Genomic DNA, 22,425 nt, shown 5'->3' with positions numbered 1-22,425 from the left:
GACCAGTGACTCGGGCCGGGCCCGCGTGTGACGATGGAGCAGGCGCCATGGGGGCGCCGTGGAGCATCGGGGAAGGCAGAGATGTCCCGGCGGACGAAGGTCGCGATGTCGATCGCGCTCGCGCCCTTGACGGCGCTCGCGGCCGCCTCGCCCGGCGCGTCCTTGGTGCTCGCGGCCGACCGGGCCACCCCGGCGGCCGCCACGGCCGAGGTGCCGCCCGTGGCCCTGCCGACGCTGCCCGACGCCCCGCTCGACGACCCCGCCAGTCGCACCGCCCCGCCACGCCACCCCGACCGCGGGACGAGGAGCGCTCCGGTCGCGGCCACCGTCAGCACCGCCTCCACCGCCGCGATCCCGGACGTCGCGCTGGCGGCGTACCAGCGCGCCGAGGCGGTCATGCGCGCGACCGACCCGTCCTGCAACCTGGACTGGGAGCTGCTGGCGGCGATCGGTCGGGTCGAGTCCGACCACGGGCGGTACGCCGGCAGCAGGCTCACCGCCTCCGGTGTCGCCCGACCCGCCGTGCTCGGGCCCCGGCTGGACGGCCGAGGCGGCTTCGCCCGGCTGCCCGACACCGACGCCGGTGCCCTGGACGGGGACCGCAGGTTCGAGCGGGCGGTCGGGCCGATGCAGTTCATCCCCGGCACCTGGCGCGAGGTCGGGGTCGACGCCGACGGCGACGGCCGCCGCAACCCCCAGGACATCGACGACGCCGCCCTGGCCGCCGGGGTCTACCTATGCGTGGGCGAGGACAACCTCGGGACCGACGCCGGCCAGCGGGCCGCCCTGTTGCGCTACAACCGCAGCCACGCCTACGTCCGGGTGGTGCTCGGCCTGTTCGACCGGTACTCCGCCACCCCCGGCAGCATCTCGCTGCGGGCGCGGGAGGCGCTCCCGGTGACGGTCGGCGCGGTGCCGCTGCCCGACGTCCTGACCGCCTCCGGTCCGGTCCGGGCGCGGGTCGGTGCCCCCGGCGGGCGCGCTCCGGGCGGCCCGTCCACGACCAGCGGCAGGGGCAAGGACGACGACGTCCGGGCGAGCATCGCACCGGCGCCCTCGACCGGGGGCACGAAGAAGCCGAAGCCGACCGTGATCGGCTCCGAGCCCCCGAAGGACGCCGACCCGGGGCCGACGGAGGAGCCGACTGAAGAGCCCACGGACGGGCCGACGGAGGAGCCGACCGAAGAGCCCACGGACGGGCCGACGGACGGGCCCACGGAGGAGCCGACCGGCGAGCCCGGCGACGAGACCGGGACGCCCGAGGAGCCCCCGGCGGAGGAGACCTCGACCGGCGACACGACGTGCGGCTCGGAGGGCGCGACCGCGGGCGAGGGCGAGGCGTCCGGCACCGACGCCGAGACCGCCGACCCGGAGTCGAGCGGGTCGGAGGAGTCCGGCGGGACCGGGTCCGAGGAGACCGGGTCCGAGGAGACCGGGTCCGAGGAGACCGGGGCGCCCGCGTGCGACGACGCGGACGCCGCCGACCGGTCGACCCAGACCTCCGGCGACACGACCTCGGACTGAGGCGCCGGACCGGTCAGCGGGCGTAGCGCTGGACGAACCGGGCCAGGAGCCGCGGCGGCTCGGTGACCACCGCGGCCCGCGCGGCGCGGAGCAGGTCGTCCTTCTCGTGCGGCGCGAAGTAGCCGTGGTCGCGGTAGGCCTCGATCCGGGCGCACAGCGCCGCGACGTCCAGCTCGGGGTGGAACTGGGTGGCGTAGACGTTCTGGCCCAGCCGGAAGGCCTGCACGGGGCAGGTCCGCGACGACGCCAGCAGCACCGCGCCCCGCGGCAGCCGGCGGACCGCCTCCTTGTGACCCAGGAACGCCTGGAAGGTCTCGGGCAGCACCCCCAGGAGCGGGTCGGCCAGCCCCGCCTCGGTCAGCGTCACGGGCAGCGCGCCGATCGGCTCGCCGTACTCACGGTCGACCGTGCCGCCGGCGAGCGTCCCCAGCGTCCCGATGCCGTAGCAGGCGCCGAGGAAGGGGAAGTCCGCCTCGACCACCCGCTCGGCCAGCTGCCGCAGGTCGGCCTCGACCCGGCGCTGGACCGGGGTCTTCGTCGACTCCGGGTCGCTCACGTTGAAGGGGCCACCGCCCAGCACGATGCCGGAGAGCTCGGCCAGGTCGAGGTCCGGGAGCGGGTCGGCCTCGAGCCGGTGCCGGCGCAGCTCGACCTCGGTCAGACCGCTGAAGGCCCGCACCGCGTCGTACTCGCCGTCGGCGACGTCGTCCTCGCCGCGGGTGCCGAGGAAGAGGAAGGGCCTCACACCTGCACCGCCGCACCGGAGGCGACGAGCCCCTCCACGTCCGCGATCCCCCACGCCCGGAGCGCGGCCCGGGTGTGGGTGCCGGGCCGGGCGGCCGGCGGCAGCGTGAGCGAGGGGCCGGTCCGGGAGAACCGCGGCGCGGGCGCCGGCTGGCGGATCCCCGCGTGGTCGACGAACACCTCACGGGCCGCCAGGTGCGGGTGGTCCATCGCCTCGCTCAGCGGCAGGATGCCGGCCACGCAGGCATCGGTCCCCTCGAACACCTCCACCCACTCCGCCTGGGTGCGGGTCGCGAACGCGGACGCGATCACCGACCGGAGCTCGTCGTACGTCGTGGGGTCGTTGCGGTCCGGCGCCCGGTCGCGGACGCCGAGCAGGTCGAGGAACAGCTCGTAGAACTGCGGCTCCAGGGCGCCGACCGACATGTGCCGCCCGTCGGAGGTCTCGTAGACGTCGTAGAAGGGCGCCCCGCCGTCCAGCAGGTTCGCCGCCCGCCGCTCCCGGTGCGCTCCTCCGGCGAGGAAGGCCGCGGTCATGACGTTGAGGTGTGCGGTGCCGTCGACGATCGCGGCGTCGACCACCTGCCCGGCACCGCTGCCACGGCTCTCGAGCAGCGCCGCGAGGATCCCCATGACCAGGTAGGTGGACCCGCCGCCGAAGTCCCCCACCAGGTTGCTCGGGAAGGAGGGCCGGGCCGGGTCCTGACCCAGCCCGTGCAGGGCCCCGGCGACGGCGATGTAGTTCATGTCGTGCCCGGCCACGGGGGCGAGCGGACCGGTCTGCCCCCAGCCGGTCATCCGCCCGTAGACCAGCCGCGGGTTCCGGGCCAGCGCCTCGTCCGGCCCGATCCCCAGCCGCTCCGCGACGCCGGGACGCATGCCCTCGACGAAGACGTCCGCGCCGGCCGCCAGCTCCAGCACGGTGGCCACCGCGGCCGGGTCCTTGAGGTCCAGGGCGACGCTGGGCCGGCCCCGGTTCAGCAGGTCGTGCGCCCCACCGGTGAGGGGCTGGCCGCCGGGGCGCTCGATCCGGATCACGTCGGCCCCGAGGTCGGCCAGGATCATGCAGGCGTGGGGGCCGGGGCCGATGCCGGCGATCTCGACCACCTTGACCCCACGTAGCGGTCCGGTCCCCTGCCCGAGCTCGATGCGGGGTTCGGGGTCGCCGGGTGCGGGATGTCCGGTGTCGGTCTGGCCGGGTTCGGTCTGGCCGGATGCGTTGCCCATGCCGGGATTCTGGCAGGGCGACCCCGGACGCGCGCGGCGCCCGCGGCCTACGGTGGGTGCATGTACCTCGAGAACGTCGTCATCGACGCCGTCGAGCCGCAGCGGCTGGGCCGGTTCTGGGAGACCGCGCTCGGCGGCGAGCGGCTGGCCGACGAGCCGCACGGCTTCGAGACCCGGCTCGCCGTCCCCGGCGGGCCGATCCTCGACCTGTGCTTCCAGCGGATCCCCGACCCGCCGCCGGACCCGCGGGCGGCGTCGCCGCGGCTGCACCTGGATCTCGCCGGCGGGACCCGCCAGGAGGAGGTGGTCGAGCGGCTGGTCGGGTTGGGCGCCCGGCACCTCGACATCGGGCAGGGCGAGGTGCCCTGGGTCGTGCTGGCCGACCCCGAGGGCAACCCCTGCTGCGTCATGGAGGACCGGGAGACCTACGCCGACACCGGCCCGGTCGCGGCCCTCCCGCTCGACTCCGCGGACCCGGACCGGGACGCGGAGTTCTGGTCCTGGCTGAGCGGCTGGACCGACGTGGCCGGGCTCGCGGGTCGCTCGCTGCGCCACCCGTCCCGGCGCGGCCCGCTCCTCGAGCTCCTGCCCGAGCAGGGCCCCAAGGCGACGGAGAAGAACCGGCTGCACCTCGACATCCGGCTCGAGGCCGGTGACGACCCCGACGCCGTCGCGGACGGCATCGCCGGGCGCGGTGGCCGCGAGCTCCACCCCGCGTGGGGCGACCTGCCCTGGCGGGTCCACGCCGACCCGTCCGGCAACGAGCTCTGCGTGCTTCCCGCCCGGCCCCAGGGTCGGTGAGACCCCGGCCACACTAGGTTGCAACTCGTTGCATAGCCCGCCACCATGGCCGCATGGCACTCGAGCACGCGTTGCTGGTCTCGCTCAGCGAGCGACCCGCGTCCGGGCTCGAGCTGACCCGGCGCTTCGACGCCTCGATCGGCTACTTCTGGACCGCCTCGCACCAGCAGATCTACCGCGTCCTCGGCCGCATGGAGACCGACGGCTGGGTGACCTGCACCGTCGTCGCCCAGCAGGGCCGTCCGGCCAAGAAGGTCTACGAGGTGGCCGACCCGGGCCGGGCCGAGCTCGAGCGCTGGCTGGCCGCACCGACGGCACCGGACCCGCTGCGCTCGGAGGTGATGGTGAAGTTCCGGGGCGCGTCGTACGGCGACCGCGCGGCCGTCCTGGACCAGGCCCGCGAGCGCCTCGCCGACCACCGCACCCGGCTGGCGCACTACGACCGGCTGGCCGAGCGTGACTTCCCCGAGCCGGCCGGCCTCCGTGGCCGGGAGCTCGACCTGTACCTCGTGCTCCGGGGCGGCCAGCGCCTCGAGCACTTCTGGATCGACTGGCTGACCGAGTACCTCACCGCCCACGAGGAGAACCGATGACCTTCCCGCACCTGCTCGAGCCGATCACCCTCGGCGACCTCACCCTGCGCAACCGGGTGGTGATGGGCTCGATGCACACCGGTCTCGAGGACACCGTCCGCGACCTGCCCAAGCTGGCGGCGTTCCTCGCCGAGCGGGCGGCCGGCGGCGCGGGGCTCATCGTCACCGGTGGCTACTCGCCGAACAAGCGCGGCTGGCTCAAGCCGTTCGCCTCGGAGATGAGCACCCGGCTGCACGCCATGCGGCACCGTCAGGTCACCGACGCCGTGCACGAGCAGGGCGGCGCCGTCGCGCTGCAGGTGCTCCATGCCGGGCGGTACGGCTACACGCCGTTCAGCGTGGGCGCCTCGGGCCTCAAGTCGCCGATCACCCCGTTCACGCCGAAGCCCCTGTCCGGCAAGGGCGTCGAGTCCACGATCACCGACTTCGCGCGGTCGGTGTCGCTGGCCCGCAAGGCCGGCTACGACGCGGTCGAGATCATGGGCTCCGAGGGCTACCTGATCAACCAGTTCCTCGCCGCCCGCACCAACGACCGGACCGACGCGTGGGGCGGCAGCGCCGAGCGCCGCATGCGGTTCCCGGTCGAGATCCTGCGCCGGACCCGCGAGCTGGTCGGCCCCGACTTCCCGATCGTCTACCGGATCTCGCTGCTCGACCTGGTCGACGGCGGCCAGACCTGGGAGGAGACGGTCGAGCTGGCGCACCGGCTCGAGGAGGCCGGCGTCACCGCCTTCAACACCGGCATCGGCTGGCACGAGGCCCGGGTGCCGACGATCATCACCCAGGTCCCGCAGGGCACCTGGGTGCCGTGGACCGCCCGCCTGAAGCAGGCCGTGTCGGTGCCGGTGTGCGCCTCGAACCGGATCAACTCGCCGGAGATGGCCGAGTCGATCATCGCCGAGGGCTCCGCCGACCTGGTCTCGATGGCCCGGCCGTTCCTGGCCGACCCGGACCTGGTCAACAAGGCGGCCACAGGTCGCTCCGACGAGATCAACACCTGCATCGCCTGCAACCAGGCCTGCCTGGACCACACGTTCGCCAACCGGAAGGCCAGCTGCCTCGTCAACCCGCGGGCCGGCCGGGAGACCACCCTGGTGCTGTCGCCGACGCGAACCCGGCGCACGGTGGCGGTCGTCGGCGCCGGCCCCGCCGGACTCTCCGCCGCGGTCTCGGCCGCCGAGCGGGGCTTCGCGACCACCCTGTTCGAGCAGGACGCCGAGCTCGGGGGACAGTTCCGGCTCGCCATGCAGGTCCCCGGCAAGGAGGACTTCGCCGAGACGCTGCGCTACTACCGGCGGCGGCTCGACGTGCTCGGAGTCGACGTCCGCCTCTCCACGCGCGCCACCCCCGACCTGCTGGCGGAGTTCGACGAGGTGGTGGTCGCCACCGGGGTCGCCCCGCGGATCCCCGAGCTGCCCGGCATCAGCCACCCGACGGTGGTCTCCTACGCCGACGTGCTCTCGGGCGCCGTCGAGGTCGGCCGACGCGTGGCGGTGGTCGGCGCGGGCGGCATCGGCGTCGACGTCAGCCACTTCCTCGCCCACGACCCGGCCGACACCCAGGAGGACTGGCTCCAGCACTGGGGAGTCGGCGACAACGCGGTGCACCCGGGCGGGGTGACGGAGAAGAAGCCGCGCACCCCTGCCCGCGAGGTGCACCTGCTCCAGCGCAAGACCACCGCGATCGGCAAGGGCCTGGCCAAGACCTCCGGCTGGGCGCACCGGGCGGTGCTCAAGGACTCCGGGGTCGCGATGGTCACCGGGGTGACCTACGAGCGGGTCACCGACGAGGGTCTGCTGATCTCGGTGGCCGAGGCCGACGGCACCCGCACCCAGCGGCTGCTCGAGGTCGACCACGTCGTGGTGTGCGCCGGCCAGGACTCCGTGCGCGGGCTGTACGACGACCTGGCCGCGCACCGCGACGAGGGCCTGCACCTCATCGGCGGGGCCGACGTCGCCGCGGAGCTGGACGCGAAGCGGGCGATCGAGCAGGGGACCCGCACCGTGGCGGCCCTCTGAGGGTCCGCCCGGTCTCGGCTCAGTCGCCCTTGCCCTTGCCTCGGCCCTTGCCCTTGCCCTGACCACGGCCCTTTCCCTTGCGCCTGCGCCGCTGGGCGGCGCCGATGCTCGACTGGGCGAGGGCCTCCGCTTCCTCGTAGAGCCGGACGTACTCCCGCCGCACCTCGTCGAGCGCGGCGTGCGTCTCCGGGTTGTCGAGACCGGGCGTGGCGAGGCGGGAGAGCTGGTGCCAGGCCTCCTCGGTCACCGCCTGCAGCGGCTTCGGGATGTCCAGCGAGTCCCAGGTGATCGTGACCCGGCGCAGGCCGGGGTCGATCAGCTCGTCGACGCGGGCGCGGTCCCGCGACGTCGCCCGGCGGACGGCGTCGAGGCCGAAGCGCTCCCCGAGCCGGTCGACCGGAGTGCTCCAGTCGTCGAGCAGCTCGTGGTAGCCGATGAACGCGCGGTCGGTGCCCCGGGTCGCCAGCTCGGCGTGCAGCATCTGGTTGGCCCACGACGCGATCCGGCTGGTCTCACCGACGTGCGCGGCGTAGTAGCGCTGCTTGCTCCCGACCACCTCGGGCGGCGGGCGCAGCATGATCACGTGGGAGGAGGCGGCCCCGCTGCGCTCGGCGACCCCGTGCCAGAGCCCGAGGAACCAGGCCAGGCGGGGGTCCTTGAGCACCACCTCGTGACGGTCGTCGGCGAACTGCTCCTGGAGCCACCCGAGGACCTCCTCGGCCACCGACTCGTCGGCGCAGACCCGGGCGGTGTCCGCCCAGGCCTGGGGGCGACCGTCGGCCACCCGGACGTTGGACCGGCGCAGCAGACGGGCGTGCAGGTCCACGACCCACTGCGACTCCCCGAACCCCTTCGGGTTGGTCTCGTCGGCGGGCACCTCGGGTTGCGGGACGTGCATGCCGAGCGTCTGGAGTGTGCACGCCATGGCGCTGGTGCCGCTGCGTCCGGAGCCGAGAATGAAGACGATCCGCCGACCGGCCCCGGTCGTCGGATCGCTGTCTGGTCGTGCCCCGCTCACCGGGGGCCCTCACGATGTGGCACCCGCGCGATGCTACCCGAGCACCGCGGGGTGGCGGCGGCTCCCGGGCCCGTGGGCCCGGGAGCCGAGCCGGCCCTCAGGGCTCGACGGTCACCTTGATCGCCTCGCCCTTCTTGACGATGTCGAAGGCGTCGAGGACCCGGTCGAGCGGGATCCGCTCGGTGATCAGGTCCTTGACCGGCACCTGGCCGCTGGAGATGTACTCCAGCGCCCGCTTGTTGTGCTCCGGCGCCGAGCCGTTCGCGCCGTGGATGTGCAGCTGGCGGTAGTGCACGACGTTGGAGTCGCACGTGATCGTCGGGTCGTTCTTGGGCAGCCCGCCGAAGAACGAGATCCGGCCGTTGCGCGCCGCCATCGCGATCGCCTGCTCCTGGGTGACGTTGGCGGCGGTCGCGGTGATGATGACGTCGGCGCCGCGACCTCCGGTCAGCTCCATCACCTTCTCCACGACATCCACCTCGGCGCCGTTGATGGTCTCGTCCGGCGACACCGCGTCAGCGGACATCTGCAACCGCTCCGCGTTGACGTCGACCAGGTAGACCGGCCCGACCTTGTGCACGCCCCGCGCGATGCGGATGTGCATGCAGCCGATCGGCCCGGCGCCGAAGACGACGACGGTGTCGCCCTCCTCGATGCCCATCAGCTCCTGCGCGTTGATCGCACAGGCGAACGGCTCGGCGGCCGACGCCTCGTCGTAGCCGACGTTCTCGGGGATCCGGTTCAGCCCGTCCACCTTGAGCACCTCGCGGGGCACGATCATGTACTCCGCGAAGCCGCCGTCGTACTGGTAGCCGACGGAGGTCTGGTTCTGGCAGACCGCCATCCAGCCCTTGCGGCACTCGTGGCAGTCCCCGCACGGCACCGCCGCGATGACCTGGGCCCGGTCTCCGACCTGCCAGTCGCCGCCGTACGTCGCCTGCACGTCGGCCCCGACCTCGACCACCTCACCGGCGATCTCGTGGCCGATGGTGCGTGGCGGGGAGAGGTTCTGGTGGCCGTTGTAGAAGATCTTCACGTCGGTGCCGCAGGTGGAGCAGTTGCGCACCCTGAGCTTGACCTCGTCCGGGCCGCACTCGGGCTCGGGCACGTCCTCCACACGCAGGTCCTCGGGGGCGTAGAAGCGCAGTGCCTTCACGGGATCAGTCCTCCTCGTCGTCCGTGGGCGCAAGCAGCGCCAGCACGGTGTCGATGTCATCGGTCTCGCGCAGCTGCTGCGCCTTGGCCTTGTCGCTGAGCACCATGGCCAGCGACTGCAGGATGCCGATGTGCTCGTCCGATCGCGACGCGATCGCGATGCACAGCCGGCAGTCCTTGCCCTTCCAGTCCACACCGTCCGGGAACTGCAGGACCGCGATCGCGGGGCGGCTGATGTGCTCCCGGCTGGCATCGGTGCCGTGCGGGATCGCCACCCCCTCGCCCATGTACGTCGAGACGCCGGCCTCACGCTCGAGGATCGCGTCGGCGTACCCCTGTGACGCCGCACCGATCTCCACGAGCACCGCACCGCACTGACGGAGCGCGTCCGCCTGGTCGGTGGCCGTGAGGCCGAGGCGGACCGCGTCCCGCGACAGGACGTCGGCCACCTCAGGACTCAAGGGTCTCGCCCTGCTTGATGGCGCTCTCGACCTTGGCGAAGGCCGGGTCGCCCATGAACACCTGGAACGGGACGATCACGGCGTTCGGCGCGATGCCGGCCGCCCGGGCCGCGAGGCCCGAGTGGCACAGCACCACCTGGCTGTCGCCGGGGATCTCGTTGACAGGCGTGTGCACCACGTCGACGTCGTACTTCTTGAGCTTCTTCTTCATCGTGGTGGCGACCATGACGCTGCTTCCCATGCCGGCGTCACAGGCGATCACCACCTTGCGTACGTCCGAGCCGTTGATCGTGGGCATCGCGCTTCTCCTTCGGTTGCGGTGACGTCGGTCAGGTGCCGACGATGACATTGTCCTCCGGGCGGACCGGCTTGTCGGTCTCCTCCTTCTCGCCGCGACCGAAGCCCAGGAGGGCGGAGGCCACCGCGAAGGAGACCAGCGTCGCGACCGTGATCGCCGCCAGCACCGCGAAGTAGCCGCCCTTGGGCGTGACCGCGAGGTAGGCGAAGATGCTGCCGGGCGAGGGCACCGAGACCAGGCCGGCGTTGAGGATGGTGGCGGTGAGCAGGCCGGACATGCCGCCGGCGATGGCGGCCAGGATCAGGCGCGGCTTCATCAGCACGTAGGGGAAGTAGATCTCGTGGATGCCGCCGAGGAAGTGGATGATCAGCGCGCCGGGGACGGTCGGGCGCATGACCCGCGGACCGAAGAACAGGTAGGCGAGCAGGATGCCCAGGCCGGGGCCGGGGTTGGTCTCCACCATGAACAGGATCGACTGGCCGGCGTCGGTCACGTCGGCCGCACCCAGCGGGGTCAGCACGCCCTGGTTGATCGCGTTGTTGAGGAACAGCACCTTCGCCGGCTCGACGAAGATCGACGCGAGCGGGAGCACGTTGTTCTCGACCAGGGTGTCGACGCCACTGCCGAGCCAGTTGACGATCTCCTGGACGACCGGGCCGATGACCTGGCGCCCGAGCAGGGCCAGGCCGCCGCCGAGGATGCCGAGCGAGAAGTTGTCGATCAGCATCTCGAAGCCGCTGGGGACCTTGTCCTGGATGGCTTCGTCGAGGAGCTTCAGGAGGTACGCCGCGAGCGGGCCCATCAGCATCGCGCCGAGGAACATCGGCACCTCGGAGCCGACGATGACACCCATCGTCGCGATCGCGCCGATCACCGCACCGCGCTGCCCGTGCACCATCCGGCCACCGGTGTAGCCGATCAGCAGCGGGAGCAGGAACGTGATCATCGGGCCGACCAGCTCGGCCATCTTCTCGTTGGGGATCCACCCGGTGGGGATGAACAGCGCGGTGATCAGACCCCAGGCGATGAAGGCGCCGATGTTGGGCATGATCATGCCGGCCAGGTAGCCGCCGAATCGCTGGACTCGTGCGCGCACCCCACCGCCTTCAAGGTTCTTGTTCTGTGTTGCGTCAGGCATGGCCATGGCTTGTTTCTCCGTTCGATACGTCCACTGTGGCTCGGCTCACAGGTGATCTGTATCTCTGTTGTAACACTTGGTTTTATGTGGGGTCAAGGGTTACAGCGAAGAAAATACCAACTAAACGGGCAACACTGGGGTCAGGCCAGCACCGCCAGTGCCTCAGGCAGCACCCGGGCGGTGAGCGGACCGGCGCGCAACTCGCCCAGCGACTCGCCGTCGCCACCCACCGGCACCGGGCCGGCCAGCGAGCGCACCTCCACCAGGCGGCCGCGCAGGACGTGCACCCCGGGCAGGGCGACGTGCCCGCCGTCGTAGACCGTGGGCAGCGAGCGGATCAGGTCCAGCCGGCCCGCGGCCTCGATGACCACCACGTCCAGGACCCCGTCGTCGAGGGAGGCGCCCGGGGCGATGTGCATGCCCGAGCCGTAGTAGCCGGAGTTGGCGACCACGACCGTCGCGGCCCGGAACGTGCCCACGGTCCCGTCCACCGCGACCTCGAGATGGGCCGGCCGGTAGGTCGCCAGGGACCGCACGGCGGCGTACGGGTACTGCAGGCGCCGGGGCAGCCAGCGGGCCCGGTCGACCAGCCGGCTGGCGCGGGCGTCGACGCCGGCGTACACCGACCCGGCCACGACCCGATCGGCACCGTCCGGCCCCCGCACCGCGAGCAGGTCGACCGGGCGCGGAGGCGCCTCCAGGAGCAGTCGGGCCACCTCGTCCGGGTCGTCGGGCAGGCCCAGCATCCGGGCGAAGTCGTTGCCGCGACCGGCCGGCACGATGCCGAGGGTCCCGCCGAGGCGGGCCACCTCGCCCGCGACCGAGGACAGCATCCCGTCGCCACCGACCGAGACCACGACCTCGCCGCGCCCGACCGCCGCCCGGACCAGGTCGAGCGTGGCCCGCGGGCCGGGCGAGTAGGTGACCTCGACGGCGGCGCCGGCCTCCCGCAGCCGTCGCGCGACCGGGACCACCGCCCCCGGGGCGGCGCCCCCGCCGGAGAGCGGGTTGACCAGGAACGAGTAGTCGCGGGTCACGGGACCAGCACCCCCGGGTTGAGCACGCCGGTCGGGTCCAGCTCGTCCTTGACCGCGCGCAGCACCCGGACGCCGAGCGGGCCGATCTCCCGCTCCAGCCAGGGCCGGTGGTCGGTGCCGACGGCGTGGTGGTGGGTGATCGTCGCGCCGGCCGCCACCATCGCCTCGGTCGCGGCCGACTTGGCGGACCGCCACTGCTCGACCGGGTCGTCCCCGCCCGGGACGGCGACGGTGAAGTAGAGCGAGCAGCCGGTCTCGTAGACGTGTGAAACGTGGCAGAGCACGATCGCCCTCTCCCCCAGCGTGCCGGCCAACGCCTGCCGCACCGCGGCGTAGACCTGCGGCACCCGCGACCAGAACGTCGCCGTCTCGAGGGTCTCCACGGTCACCCCGACGTCGAGCATCGAGTCCCGCAGGTACGGCGCGTGGAACCGGCCCTGCTCCCAGGCGGCCCCGCGCTCCTCTCCCAGCGGGGTGCCGCCGGCCGCCTCGAGCGCGGCCGTCACCGCCGCCCGACGGTCCGCGACGTCGGCACCCTCGTGGCCGACGATCATCAGGCACCCGCCGTCCGCGGCGGCACCCCCGACGTCGGACTGGCTGGCGAGGTTGAGGGCGGTCTCGCTCTCGTCCGAGAGCCGGAGCACGGTGGGCATCAGCCCGGACCGGGCTCCGGCCTGGGCCAGCGTGCGGATCGCCTCCGTCCCGGCGGCGAACGAGCCGAACTGCCAGCCCTCGTAGACCCGCTCGGCGGGGAGCCGGCGGACCCGGACCCGGACCGCGGTGATCACGCCGAACGCGCCCTCCGAGCCCAGCACCAGCTGGCGCAGGTCCGGTCCGGCCGCGTTGGCGGGCGAGGTGCCGAGCTCCCAGGTCCCCTGCGGCGTGGCGACGGTGAGGCCCACCACCAGGGCGTCGAAGCGCCCGTAGCCGGCACTCGACTGCCCGCTGGACCGGGTCGCGGCGAAGCCGCCGATCGTCGCGAACTCAAACGACTGCGGGTAGTGGCCCAGCGTCAGCCGGTGCTCGGCCAGCCGGGCCTCGGCCTCCGGCCCGCGCAGCCCGGGCTCGAGCACCGCGGTCATCGAGACCTCGTCGATCTCGCGCACGGCGGTGAGTCGCCCGAGGTCGAGGCTGACCACGCCGGCGTACCCCTCGCGGCGGGCCACGAGGCCGCCGGTCACCGAGGTGCCGCCGCCGAACGGGACGACGGCGACGTGGTGCCGGACCGCGACCTCCAGGAGGGCGACGACGTCGTCGTGGTCACCGGGACGCACGACCGCGTCGGGGGCGTCGGTGAGGTCACCGGCCCGGGCCCGGAGCAGGTCCGGCGTCGACTTGCCGCGGGTGCGCAGCCGACGGGACTCGTCGTCGGTGCGCACGTGCTCGTCTCCGAGGACGGCGCGCAGGTCGGCCAGGACCGACTCGGCCAGGCCGGGCGCCGGGAGGGCGGCACCCTCGGCGACCGTCGTGTCGTGGACGCCGAACGCGAGCTCGACGAGCTCCCTGGTGGCGGAGGGCAGCGGTCCGGCCTGGGCCGGGTCGCCCCAGCGGGTGGGGTGCATCTCGGTGGTCATGTGTTACAGTGTGACACATGTCGTCACTTCGTCACAAGCAGAGTCCACGGGACGGCTACCTGGACGCGGCCCGCGAGTGCATCCTCGACGTCGGCTGGCGCCGGACCACGCTCACCGAGGTCGCCCGGCGGGCCGGCGTGAGCCGGATGACGATCTACCGCACCTGGTCGGACATGCCCCAGCTGCTGGGCGACCTGATGACCCGTGAGTGGCACGGAGTGGTCGCCGCCGCGCTGCCGCCGGACCCCTCGCCGGACGGCTCGGCCGTCGCCGGGGGCGCGGGCGTCACCGGGACCAGCGGGGCCACCGGGACCAGCGAGCCGGGCGGGCCGGCCGCGGCGCTCGCCGAGGCCGTCGTCGGGACGGTGCAGGCGCTGCGGGCCAACGAGCTGTTCGTGCGGATCGTCGAGCTCGACCCCGAGCTGATCCTGCCCTACCTGCTCTCCCGCCGGGGTCGCTCCCAGGAGGCGATCCTCGCCCTCGCCGAGCCCCTGATCCGGGCCGGCCAGGCGGAGGGCGGGATCCGTGCGGGCGACCCCGCCGCCCTCGCCCGGTCAGTGCTGCTCGCCGCCCACGGGTTCGTCATCTCGGCCCACACGATGGTCGACGACGACGTCAGCCTGGCCGACCTCGACGCCGAGCTGGGCCGGCTGCTGACCCGGGCGCTGGCGCCGTGACCCGCCTGGGGCACGGCCTGGCCGGGCTGCCGGACCACACCGACGTCCTCGTCGTGGGGCTGGGCGTCACCGGCGCCGGTGTCGCGCTCGACGCTGCCGCCCGCGGACTGCACGTCGTGGCCGTCGACGCCCACGACGTCGCCTTCGGCACCTCCCGCTGGTCCTCCAAGCTGGTGCACGGCGGTCTGCGGTACCTCGCCCGGATGCAGGTCGGAGTGGCCCGGGAGAGCGCGGTCGAGCGAGGGATCCTCATGGAGACCACCGCCCCGCACCTGACCCGGGCGATGCCGATGCTCCTGCCGCTGATGTCCAGCGTGAGCCGACCCCAGGCCGGCATCGCCCGGGCCGGGTTCGCCGCCGGGGACCTGCTGCGCCGGGTCGCGGGGACCGACGTGGACACCCTGCCGCGGCCGCGCCGGATCTCGCGGGCCGAGGTGCTGACCCTCGCTCCCGGGCTGCGTGACGCCGGACTGCGTGGCGGCCTGCTGTCCTGGGACGGACAGCTCGAGGACGACGCCCGGCTCGTGACCTGCCTGGCCCGGACGGCCGTCGCCGAGGGCGCCAGCGTCCGGACCCGGGTCCGGGTGCTCGAGACCACCGGCACCGGCGCCCTCCTCCGCGACGAGCTGACCGGCGAGACCCGCGCGGTCACCGCACGGGCCGTGGTCAACGCCACCGGCGTCTGGGCCGGCGACCTGGTCGACGTCCGGCTCCGGCCGAGCCGCGGGACGCACCTGGTGCTGGGGGCCGGGACGCTGCCGGGCCTGGCCGCGGCGGTCACGGTGCCGGTCCCCGGGGAGACCAACCGGTTCGTGTTCCTGCTGCCGCAGTCCGACGGGCGGGTCTTCGTGGGGCTCACCGACGAGCCGGCCCCGGGGCCGGTGCCCGACGTCCCGGAGCCCACCGAGACCGAGATCGGCTTCCTGCTGGACGTGGTGGCCGCCGCGTTCGACCGGCCGCTGCGGCGCAGCGACGTGGTCGGCGCCTACGCCGGACTGCGCCCGCTGCTCGACGTCGCCCGGCCGGACGCCCGGCCAGACGACCGACCCGGCACCCGACCCGGCGGCCGACCGGGTCGGGGTACCGCCGACCTCTCCCGTCAGCACGCGGTGCTGACCAGCGGCACCGGCCCCTGCCCGGTGGTGACGGTCGTCGGCGGCAAGCTCACGACGTACCGCCGGATGGCCGAGGACGCCGTGGACGCCACCGGCCTGGGCGCCGGGCGGTGCCGGACCCGCGACCTGCCCCTCCTGGGGGCCGCTCCCCGGGCCGAGCTGGCCCGGCTCGAGCAGCCGTCGCACCTGGTGCGTCGCTACGGCACCGAGGCGGCGTACGTGCTCGACGACGCCCGGGCGGTCACCGGGCTGTCGGAGGCGGAGCTGCTCGCACCGGCCGCCCCGCACCTGCCGGTGACCCTGGCCGACCTGGTGTTCGGGGTCACCCACGAGGGGGCCCTCGACGTGGACGACCTGCTCGACCGGCGCACCCGGGTCGGTCTGGTGTCGGCCGACCGGGAGCTGGCGCGTCCGCTGGCCGAGCGCGCCCTCGCCCTCGTCCACGCCGACTAGGTGTGCCGGCCAGGCCCGACCAGCCCGACCAGGCACGACGGGACCCTCGACAGGGCGTGGAAGAGCGACAGAATGTCGTCATGACGACCACCGCGCAGGAGACCGACTTCGAGCAGGCGACCCATGGCTACCGTCGGGAGCTGCTGGCGCACTGCTACCGCATGACCGGCTCCTTCCACGAGGCCGAGGACCTGGTCCAGGAGACCTACCTGCGCGCCTGGCGCGCCTTCCACGGCTTCGAGGGCCGGTCCTCGGTGCGCACCTGGCTGCACCGGATCGCCACCAACGTCTGCCTGACGAACCTCGAGGGCCGGGCCCGCCGCCCGCTGCCCACCGGACTCGGCACCGCCGACAGCTCGGCCGGCGACGAGCTGGAGTGGGACGCCGAGGTGCCCTGGCTCGAGCCGGTCCCGGACGCCGCGGTCCTCGTCGCCGAACGGGACACGATCCGGCTGGCGTTCATCGCCGCCCTGCAGCACCTGCCGGCCCGGCAGCGCGCCGTGCTGATCCTGCGCGACGTCCTCCGGTGGTCGGCCAGGGAGGTCGCGGAGACGTTGGACACGACCCCGGCGGCGGTCAACTCGGCCCTCCAGCGCGCGCACGCACAGATGGCCCGTGCCGACCTCACCGAGGGCTCCCCCGCGGATCGGCTGAGCACGGGCCAGCGCCAGCTCCTGGAGAGGTACGTCGACGCGTTCTGGCGCAAGGACATCGCGGAGATCGTCGGCCTCCTCACCTCCGAGGCCGTCTGGGAGATGCCGCCGTTCACGGGGTGGTACCGCGGCGCCGAGAACATCGGCCGCCTGATCGACGTCCAGTGCCCGGGCGGCGTCCACGACATGCCGATGGTGGCCACCACCGCCAACGGCCAGCCGGCGTTCGGCCTCTACATGCGCCAGCCCGGGTCCGACGGCGGCTTCCTCCCCTTCCAGCTCCAGGTGCTCGAGCTCGACGGGGACCGGGTGGCCCGGGTCGCGGCGTTCTTCGACCCGGAGCTCTTCGCCACCTTCGGGCTGCCCGATCGACTCGACCATAAGGCGCCGTGACTACTGGGGTTGGTGGGGCAGATGGTGACTAATGTCCCTTCCGTCACTCTCGTCACACCCCCAGCAGGGGAAAAAATGGCCCGATCGGGCTATGGCGCGTGATCCGACCGCACTAATTGTGAGTAATCATCCGGGCTGCCCCAAGTGGGGTCCTAGCCTGCATACATGGTGGGGACTCCAGTACTCGAAAGGGACACGGAGATCGCAGCACTCGGGAGGTTGATGGGGCGCGCAGCAGGGGGGCGCGGCAGCCTTGTGGCGATCGAAGGTCCGGCCGGCATCGGCAAGAGCCGGCTTCTGACACACGCGCGGGAGAAGGCAACCGCATCCGGCTGGCGGGTGCTCGACACCCGATGCACGCCGATGAGCACGACCATCGACTACTGCCTGTTGCGCGACTGGTTCAGCATGCTCGCGCACCGGGCCGGCAACGGCACACACCCGTTCGACGGGCCGGGACAGGTGCTCTCGGACCTCTCCGACGGCACCACCCGCGGCATCGGCGACCTCGTGTACGGCGTCCGGTGGGTCCTCGAGGACCTGACCCAGGACCAGCCGGTGCTGCTCGTGGTCGACGACCTGCAGTGGGCCGACGTCGGCTCGCTGCAGGCGCTGGACCTGCTCGTCAACGCACTCCAGCACCTGCCGTGCCTGATCGTCTACGCGGTGCGCACCGGTGAGCAGGTGGCCGCACCGGAGACTCTGAGCCGGATCCAGCAGAGCAGCAAGGTGTTCACCCTCTCCCCGCTCTCGCGAGGGGCGGTGGCGGTCCTGCTGCAGGACGAGAGCCCGGAGGCCACCAACGACGACGTCGCCCACATCCATGACGTCTCCGGTGGCGTGCCGTTCTTCGTCAAGGAGCTCATGGCCGACCACGAGGCCGTGCCCGAGACGGTCGTCGGCTCGATCGCCGGTCGGCTCGGCCGGCTCTCGGCCACGGCCACGGCCACCGCCCGCGCCGTGTGCGTCCTGGGCCCGGCCGCCAGCGTCGGCACCGTCGCCGAACTGGCCGGGCTGCGGCTCGACCACGTCGCCGACGACATCTCCTCCCTGGTGGCGGCCCAGGTCCTGACGCTGGACCACGGCCGGCTCTCCGCCCGGCACCCGCTGATCGCGCACGCTGTCCTGGCGCACATGTCCTCGGCCGAGGCGGCCGACGTGCACGCCCACGCCGCCGACATCCTCAGCAGGCGCGGCGCCGCCCGGGCGGTGGTCGCCGGCCACCTGCTGCAGACGATGCCGGCCGGCGACGAGGACGTCCGCGCCCGTCTCGCCGAGCAGGGCGAGTGCGCCCTGGCCGGCGGCGACCACGCCATGGCGATCCGGTACCTCGAGCGCGCCATCGCCGAGGGCGAGGTCGGACCCGAGGACGCCCGGCTCTACTCGGCGCTGGCCCGGGCCCGGGCCGCGGACGGCCAGATCGAGCAGGCCCTCGCCGCCTGGGACCTGGCGGCCGGCCACACCGAGGACATCGACGACCTAGCCCGGCTCAAGGCCGAGGCCGGCGACGCCCTGGTCATGGCCGGACGGCACACCGACGCCCAGGAGGCGTTCGGAGCGCTGCTCGACGCGGAGACCCCCGAGCGCCCGGCCCAGCAGCGGCTGGTCGCCCGCCTGGTGCTGACCGGCATGCTCACCGGCAGCTCCGTGGAGCACCTGCGCGAGCAGGTCCGGGCGGCCAGCGCCGGGACCGGGGCGGACGGCGGGTACGACGACCGGCTGACGATGGCCGCCCAGGCGGTGCTCTCCACCTTCGCGTGCGAGAACGCGGCCGGGGTCCGCCGGAACGCCCTCGACGCCGCCGGGGACGGCCTGCTCCTGCAGGCCGAGGGCCCCGAGGGGGCCGGCACCTTCATGGCCGCCAGCGCCCTGACCTGGGCCTCGGCCTTCGAGGAGAGCGAGGCCCTGCTGACCAGCGCCATCGAGCGGGCCCAGTCCCGCGGGTCCGGGCCCGGTCTGGCCACCGCCGCCTCCGCCCGGGGATACGCCCGGATGCGCATGGGCATGGTCACCGAGGCCATCGGCGACTTCGAGTCCGCCCTGGCCCAGCGGAGCCTGGGCTGGAAGGCCCACCTCGGCGCGGTCCTGTCCGGTCTGGTCGAGTGCCGGATCGCCCGCGGGGAGATCGACCTGGCCGCCGAGCACAAGGCCGACCTGGAGGGCATCGCCCACCAGCCCGGCCTGAACGGCACCTACGCCACCTGGGCCCTGGCGGACCTGGCGGAGGCGGCCGGCGCCCACGACCACGCGGCGGCCCTGTACGCCGAGGTGGGCCAGCTGGTCACCGACCGCATGGACAACCCGGCGATCCTGCCGTGGCGCTCCGGTGAGGCGCTGGCGCTGATCCGGCTCGGCCGCTCGCGCGACGCCGTCCCGCTGGCGGCGGAGAACCTCCGCCTGGCCCACCGGTACGGCGCGCCGCTCGCGGTCGCCCAGGGCCTGCGCTCGCTCGCCGCCATCGACCCGACCAGCGACCGGGTGGCCCTGCTCCGCGAGGCCCTCGAGGTGCTCGGCGACATCCGGGCCCTGCGCCTGCAGGCCCAGGTCGCCACCGACCTGGCCGGGATGATGGTGCTGCACGGCTCCACCGACAACCGTGAGGTGGTCCGGCTGCTGCGGCTGGCCGAGACCCACGCCGGGTTCCAGGAGCTGCGCCCACTCGGGGAGCGGGTGACCCGGCTGCTCGAGCGGATCGGGGAGCCGGTCAAGCGCGGCAACTCCGAGACCGTCAACGCGCTGACGGTCTCCGAGCGACGGGTGGCCGAGCTCGCGGCGTCGGGCCTGTCCAACCGGCAGATCGCCCAGCAGCTGTTCGTCACCGTCAAGGCCGTCGAGTGGCACCTGTCCAACGTCTACCGCAAGCTCGGGATCCGGTCCCGCACCCGACTGCCTGCCGTGCTCGCCGTGCCGGCGCCGCGCTCGCCGGTGCTGGAGCAGCGCAGCGCCGTCAACCACTGAGGGGGCTCGGCGCCGTCAGTCCGTGAGCCACTGCAGCACCCGGCCGTGGCCGTGCGTGCGGGCCACGGCGCGGCCGTCGACGGCGAGCAGGAAGTGCGTCTGCGGCGCGCTGCCGGCCGACGCGGAGGCCTGCCCACGGGCGACCGTGGCAGCGACCCCCGGCAGGACGCCGGGCGCCTCGTTGCTGACCCAGCGGCAGCGGCCCTCGGAGACCAGGCCGCCGATGAGCGCGACGAAGCGCTCCCGGTCGGCCGGCGTGAGGTAGGCGAGCACCGCGGAGTGGAAGACCACCGGGACGGCCCCGTCCGGGGCCTGCTCCAGCAGGGCCGGCAGCTCCTCGAGCAGGTCGCCGGCCACCAGGTGGGGCGGCTCCCGGCGGGCCACCCGCACGGCCTCGGCCAGGCGCTCGCGGCGGTCCCGCTGCTCGGGCCAGACCAGCATCTCCAGCCAGGCCGTCTGGTCGGCGTCGCGGACGTCGAGCGGGGACAGGTCGACCCCGGCCCGCCAGGCGACCTCGGGCACCCGACTCGGCAGCGGGACCGGGCCGGTCGTCTCGCACCGCAGCACCGGACCGGCCCCGAGCCGGGTGCCGGACCCGTCGCCGGAGAACTCGTAGCGGTAGCGGTCGGGGTAGAGGCACAGCCCCGCGGAGGCGCCCGCCTCGATCAGGGCCAGCGGCCGCTCCTCCCCGATCCCACCGACCTCGCCGGCCCCGTTGCCACCGGTCCCCCCGCCCCCGTCGACCCCGTCGACCCCCGCCAAGGCGGCGAACACCGGGAGCAGGGTGGCCAGCCGACCCACCTCGTTGGTCTGCGTGGACCGGGCCAGGACGGTGCGCCGGATCGGCTCCCAGTCCCCCAGCAAGGCCTCGCGCAGGCCGGCGTACGGGCCGGGGGCGGGGACGCCGTGCCACCGGGCGGCCGCGAAGACCAGGTTGGGCTGCTGCTTGATCCGCGGCAGCGTCTCGATGCGGGCCAGCACCTCGGGGTCGTCGGCGACCGAGGTCGCCCAGTCCGCGAAGCACGGCGAGTCGGCCGCCTCGCCGGCGAACGCGGCATAGGACTCCGCGGCCGGGCGCCACAGGTCCACGCTCAGCCCCGTCCCGGCGAACCGGTCACGACGGGTCCCGCCACTCCCGCTCGAACGGCAGCCGCCAGGCCGCCGGCGCGATCAGCTGGTGGATCTGGTTCGGCCCCCAGGACCCGGCGGCGTACCGGCGCACCGGCGGCGGGTCGGCAAGCAGGTCGGCGGAGATCTCCCAGAGCCGCTCCACACCCTCGGCGGTGGTGAACAGGGTGCGGTTGCCCTTGACCGCCTCGAGGATCAGCCGCTCGTAGGCCTCGAGACCGGAGCCGGCCCAGTCGGTGTCCTGCATGGCGAACTGCATCGAGAGCTTGTCGAGGCGGAAGCCCGGGCCGGGCCGCTTGCCGTAGAACGACAGCGACATCTTCGAGGAGTCGGCGAGGTCGAAGGTGAGGTGGTCGGGTCCGTGCTCCCCCACGCCGGAGCCGTCCGGGAACATGGACTTCGGCGGCTCCTTGAACGCGATCGAGATGATCCGCTGGCCCTCCGCGAGCTGCTTGCCGGTCCTGAGGAAGAACGGGACGTCGGCCCAGCGCCAGTTGTCGACGAAGCACTTGAGGGCGATGAAGGTCTCGGTCTCGGAGTCCGGGTCGACACCGTCGCCGGCCCGGTAGCCGTCGTACTGGCCGCGGACGACGTCGTCCGGGTCGATGGGCAGCATCGACCGGAAGACCTTGTACTTCTCCTCGGTGATCGACTGCGGGTCCAGCGCCACCGGGGACTCCATCGCGGTGAAGGCCAGCACCTGGAACAGGTGGGTCACCACCATGTCCCGGTAGGCGCCGGTCTTCTCGTAGAACGCCGAGCGGCCCTCCAGCCCGAGGGTCTCGGGGATGTCGATCTGCACATGGTCGATGAAGTTGCGGTGCCAGATCGGCTCGAACAGCCCGTTCGCGAACCGGAAGGCCAGGATGTTCAGCGCCGCCTCCTTGCCGAGGAAGTGGTCGATCCGGAACACCTGCTCCTCCTCGAACACCTCGTGGATCGAGGCGTTGAGCGACCGGGCGGAGTCCAGGTCGGTGCCGAACGGCTTCTCCATGACGATCCGGCTGCCCTCGACCAGGCCGGCGTCGCGGAGCTGGTGGACGACGCTGAGCGCGGCGCTGGGCGGCACCGAGAGGTAGTGCAGGCGGGTGTGCGGCTGGGTGCAGTCGGCCTCGGCCTCCTTCACCGCCGCCACCAGCTGCTCGGTGCCGCTCGGCGCCCAGTGCAGCAGCGTGGCGAACTCCTCGAACTCGTCCTTGTCCAGCTCGTCGGAGCTGAACTCCGCCACCGCCTCACGCGCCAGCTGCACGAACGAGTCCCGGTCGTGCTCGTCCAGCGAGGTGCCCACCACCCGCATCTCCGGCAGCAGCCCGGAGCGCCAGAGGTGCAGCAGTCCGGGCAGCAGCTTGCGACGGGCCAGGTCCCCGGTCGCGCCGAACAGGATCGCCGTCGTCGGGGGGCCGGGGCTGGACTCGTGGTCGTCTGCCATGGCACCACCCTGCCACGGGCGCACGGGCCGC

Annotated in this window: 19 protein-coding genes; 8 read left to right on the top strand and 11 right to left on the bottom strand. The window is 73.6% G+C overall.

Going from position 1 to position 22,425, the window contains the following annotated elements:
• Positions 1-81 precede the first annotated feature (81 nt).
• Positions 82-1,524, top strand: a complete 1,443-nt coding sequence (locus tag IE331_RS15950) for a lytic transglycosylase domain-containing protein (protein ID WP_192144455.1) — start codon at positions 82-84, stop codon at positions 1,522-1,524.
• Positions 1,525-1,537: 13 nt separating this feature from the next.
• On the opposite strand, the gene IE331_RS15945 is transcribed toward IE331_RS15950, so the two are convergent.
• Together IE331_RS15945 and IE331_RS15940 are read right to left on the bottom strand one after the other, a co-directional pair.
• Positions 1,538-2,269, bottom strand: a complete 732-nt coding sequence (locus IE331_RS15945) for a glutamine amidotransferase (protein WP_192144454.1) — start codon at positions 2,267-2,269, stop codon at positions 1,538-1,540.
• On the bottom strand, positions 2,266-3,495 hold the full coding sequence (locus tag IE331_RS15940; RefSeq protein ID WP_192144453.1) for a CaiB/BaiF CoA transferase family protein: 1,230 nt from the start codon (positions 3,493-3,495) through the stop codon (positions 2,266-2,268). Before IE331_RS15940 ends, IE331_RS15945 begins: the two co-directional genes overlap by 4 nt.
• A 60-nt stretch (positions 3,496-3,555) precedes the next feature.
• Here IE331_RS15940 and IE331_RS15935 point away from each other — a divergent pair, with 60 nt between their 5' ends.
• The 3 genes from IE331_RS15935 to IE331_RS15925 are packed head-to-tail and all read left to right on the top strand — an operon-like array spanning position 3,556 to position 6,907.
• Entirely contained in the window at positions 3,556-4,296 is a 741-nt protein-coding gene (locus tag IE331_RS15935; RefSeq protein WP_192144452.1) for a VOC family protein, read from the top strand.
• A gap of 53 nt (positions 4,297-4,349) precedes the next feature.
• Positions 4,350-4,889 carry a PadR family transcriptional regulator gene (locus IE331_RS15930; RefSeq protein WP_192144451.1) on the top strand — a complete coding sequence of 180 codons (540 nt, stop codon included), beginning with the start codon at positions 4,350-4,352 and terminating at the stop codon, positions 4,887-4,889.
• Positions 4,886-6,907 (top strand): NADPH-dependent 2,4-dienoyl-CoA reductase, encoded by a 2,022-nt coding sequence (locus tag IE331_RS15925; protein WP_192144450.1) that lies wholly within the window; start codon positions 4,886-4,888, stop codon positions 6,905-6,907. Before IE331_RS15930 ends, IE331_RS15925 begins: the two co-directional genes overlap by 4 nt.
• A 19-nt stretch (positions 6,908-6,926) precedes the next feature.
• Here the strand turns inward: IE331_RS15925 and IE331_RS15920 are convergent, their stop codons facing one another.
• The 7 genes from IE331_RS15920 to IE331_RS15890 all read right to left on the bottom strand — a co-directional run bounded on the left by IE331_RS15920 (position 6,927) and on the right by IE331_RS15890 (position 13,588).
• Positions 6,927-7,805 (bottom strand): sulfotransferase family protein, encoded by an 879-nt coding sequence (locus IE331_RS15920; RefSeq protein WP_192144449.1) that lies wholly within the window; start codon positions 7,803-7,805, stop codon positions 6,927-6,929.
• Positions 7,806-8,022: 217 nt separating this feature from the next.
• Entirely contained in the window at positions 8,023-9,081 is a 1,059-nt protein-coding gene (locus IE331_RS15915) for a zinc-dependent dehydrogenase (protein ID WP_192144448.1), read from the bottom strand.
• A gap of 4 nt (positions 9,082-9,085) precedes the next feature.
• Positions 9,086-9,529 carry a PTS sugar transporter subunit IIA gene (locus IE331_RS15910; protein WP_201931854.1) on the bottom strand — a complete coding sequence of 148 codons (444 nt, stop codon included), beginning with the start codon at positions 9,527-9,529 and terminating at the stop codon, positions 9,086-9,088.
• A gap of 1 nt (position 9,530) precedes the next feature.
• A complete protein-coding gene (locus IE331_RS15905) occupies positions 9,531-9,839 on the bottom strand; it encodes a PTS lactose transporter subunit IIB (protein WP_192144446.1) in 309 nt (102 codons plus the stop codon).
• 31 nt (positions 9,840-9,870) lie between these two features.
• A complete protein-coding gene (mtlA, locus tag IE331_RS15900; protein ID WP_192144445.1) occupies positions 9,871-10,977 on the bottom strand; it encodes a mannitol-specific PTS transporter subunit IIC in 1,107 nt (368 codons plus the stop codon).
• Between the two features lie 140 nt (positions 10,978-11,117).
• Complete coding sequence (locus tag IE331_RS15895) at positions 11,118-12,014, bottom strand: diacylglycerol/lipid kinase family protein (protein WP_192144444.1); 897 nt, start codon at positions 12,012-12,014, stop codon at positions 11,118-11,120.
• A complete protein-coding gene (locus IE331_RS15890; RefSeq protein ID WP_201931853.1) occupies positions 12,011-13,588 on the bottom strand; it encodes an FAD-binding oxidoreductase in 1,578 nt (525 codons plus the stop codon). Before IE331_RS15890 ends, IE331_RS15895 begins: the two co-directional genes overlap by 4 nt.
• Before the next feature lie 17 nt (positions 13,589-13,605).
• On the opposite strand from IE331_RS15890, the gene IE331_RS15885 reads away from it, so the two are divergent.
• The 4 genes from IE331_RS15885 (at position 13,606) to IE331_RS15870 (ending at position 19,837) form a co-directional block, all read left to right on the top strand.
• On the top strand, positions 13,606-14,265 hold the full coding sequence (locus IE331_RS15885) for a TetR/AcrR family transcriptional regulator (RefSeq protein WP_192144443.1): 660 nt from the start codon (positions 13,606-13,608) through the stop codon (positions 14,263-14,265).
• Complete coding sequence (locus tag IE331_RS15880; protein WP_192144442.1) at positions 14,262-15,833, top strand: glycerol-3-phosphate dehydrogenase/oxidase; 1,572 nt, start codon at positions 14,262-14,264, stop codon at positions 15,831-15,833. The genes IE331_RS15885 and IE331_RS15880 overlap by 4 nt, the downstream gene beginning before the upstream one ends.
• Positions 15,834-15,835: 2 nt before the next feature.
• On the top strand, positions 15,836-16,879 hold the full coding sequence (locus tag IE331_RS15875) for a sigma-70 family RNA polymerase sigma factor (RefSeq protein ID WP_318646840.1): 1,044 nt from the start codon (positions 15,836-15,838) through the stop codon (positions 16,877-16,879).
• A gap of 165 nt (positions 16,880-17,044) precedes the next feature.
• Positions 17,045-19,837, top strand: coding sequence for a helix-turn-helix transcriptional regulator (locus tag IE331_RS15870; protein ID WP_225580286.1), 2,793 nt, complete (start codon positions 17,045-17,047; stop codon positions 19,835-19,837).
• 15 nt (positions 19,838-19,852) lie between these two features.
• Here the strand turns inward: IE331_RS15870 and IE331_RS15865 are convergent, their stop codons facing one another.
• Both IE331_RS15865 and zwf read right to left on the bottom strand, forming a co-directional pair.
• On the bottom strand, positions 19,853-20,926 hold the full coding sequence (locus tag IE331_RS15865; RefSeq protein WP_192144439.1) for a DUF2332 domain-containing protein: 1,074 nt from the start codon (positions 20,924-20,926) through the stop codon (positions 19,853-19,855).
• A gap of 25 nt (positions 20,927-20,951) precedes the next feature.
• Positions 20,952-22,394, bottom strand: a complete 1,443-nt coding sequence (gene zwf / locus IE331_RS15860) for a glucose-6-phosphate dehydrogenase (RefSeq protein WP_192144438.1) — start codon at positions 22,392-22,394, stop codon at positions 20,952-20,954.
• Positions 22,395-22,425 lie beyond the last annotated feature (31 nt).

It is taken from the genome of Nocardioides donggukensis (assembly GCF_014842875.1).
In the GTDB taxonomy this organism is placed as follows: Bacteria; Actinomycetota; Actinomycetes; order Propionibacteriales; family Nocardioidaceae; genus Nocardioides; species Nocardioides donggukensis.
This window is presented reverse-complemented; position numbering and strand designations above follow the sequence as displayed.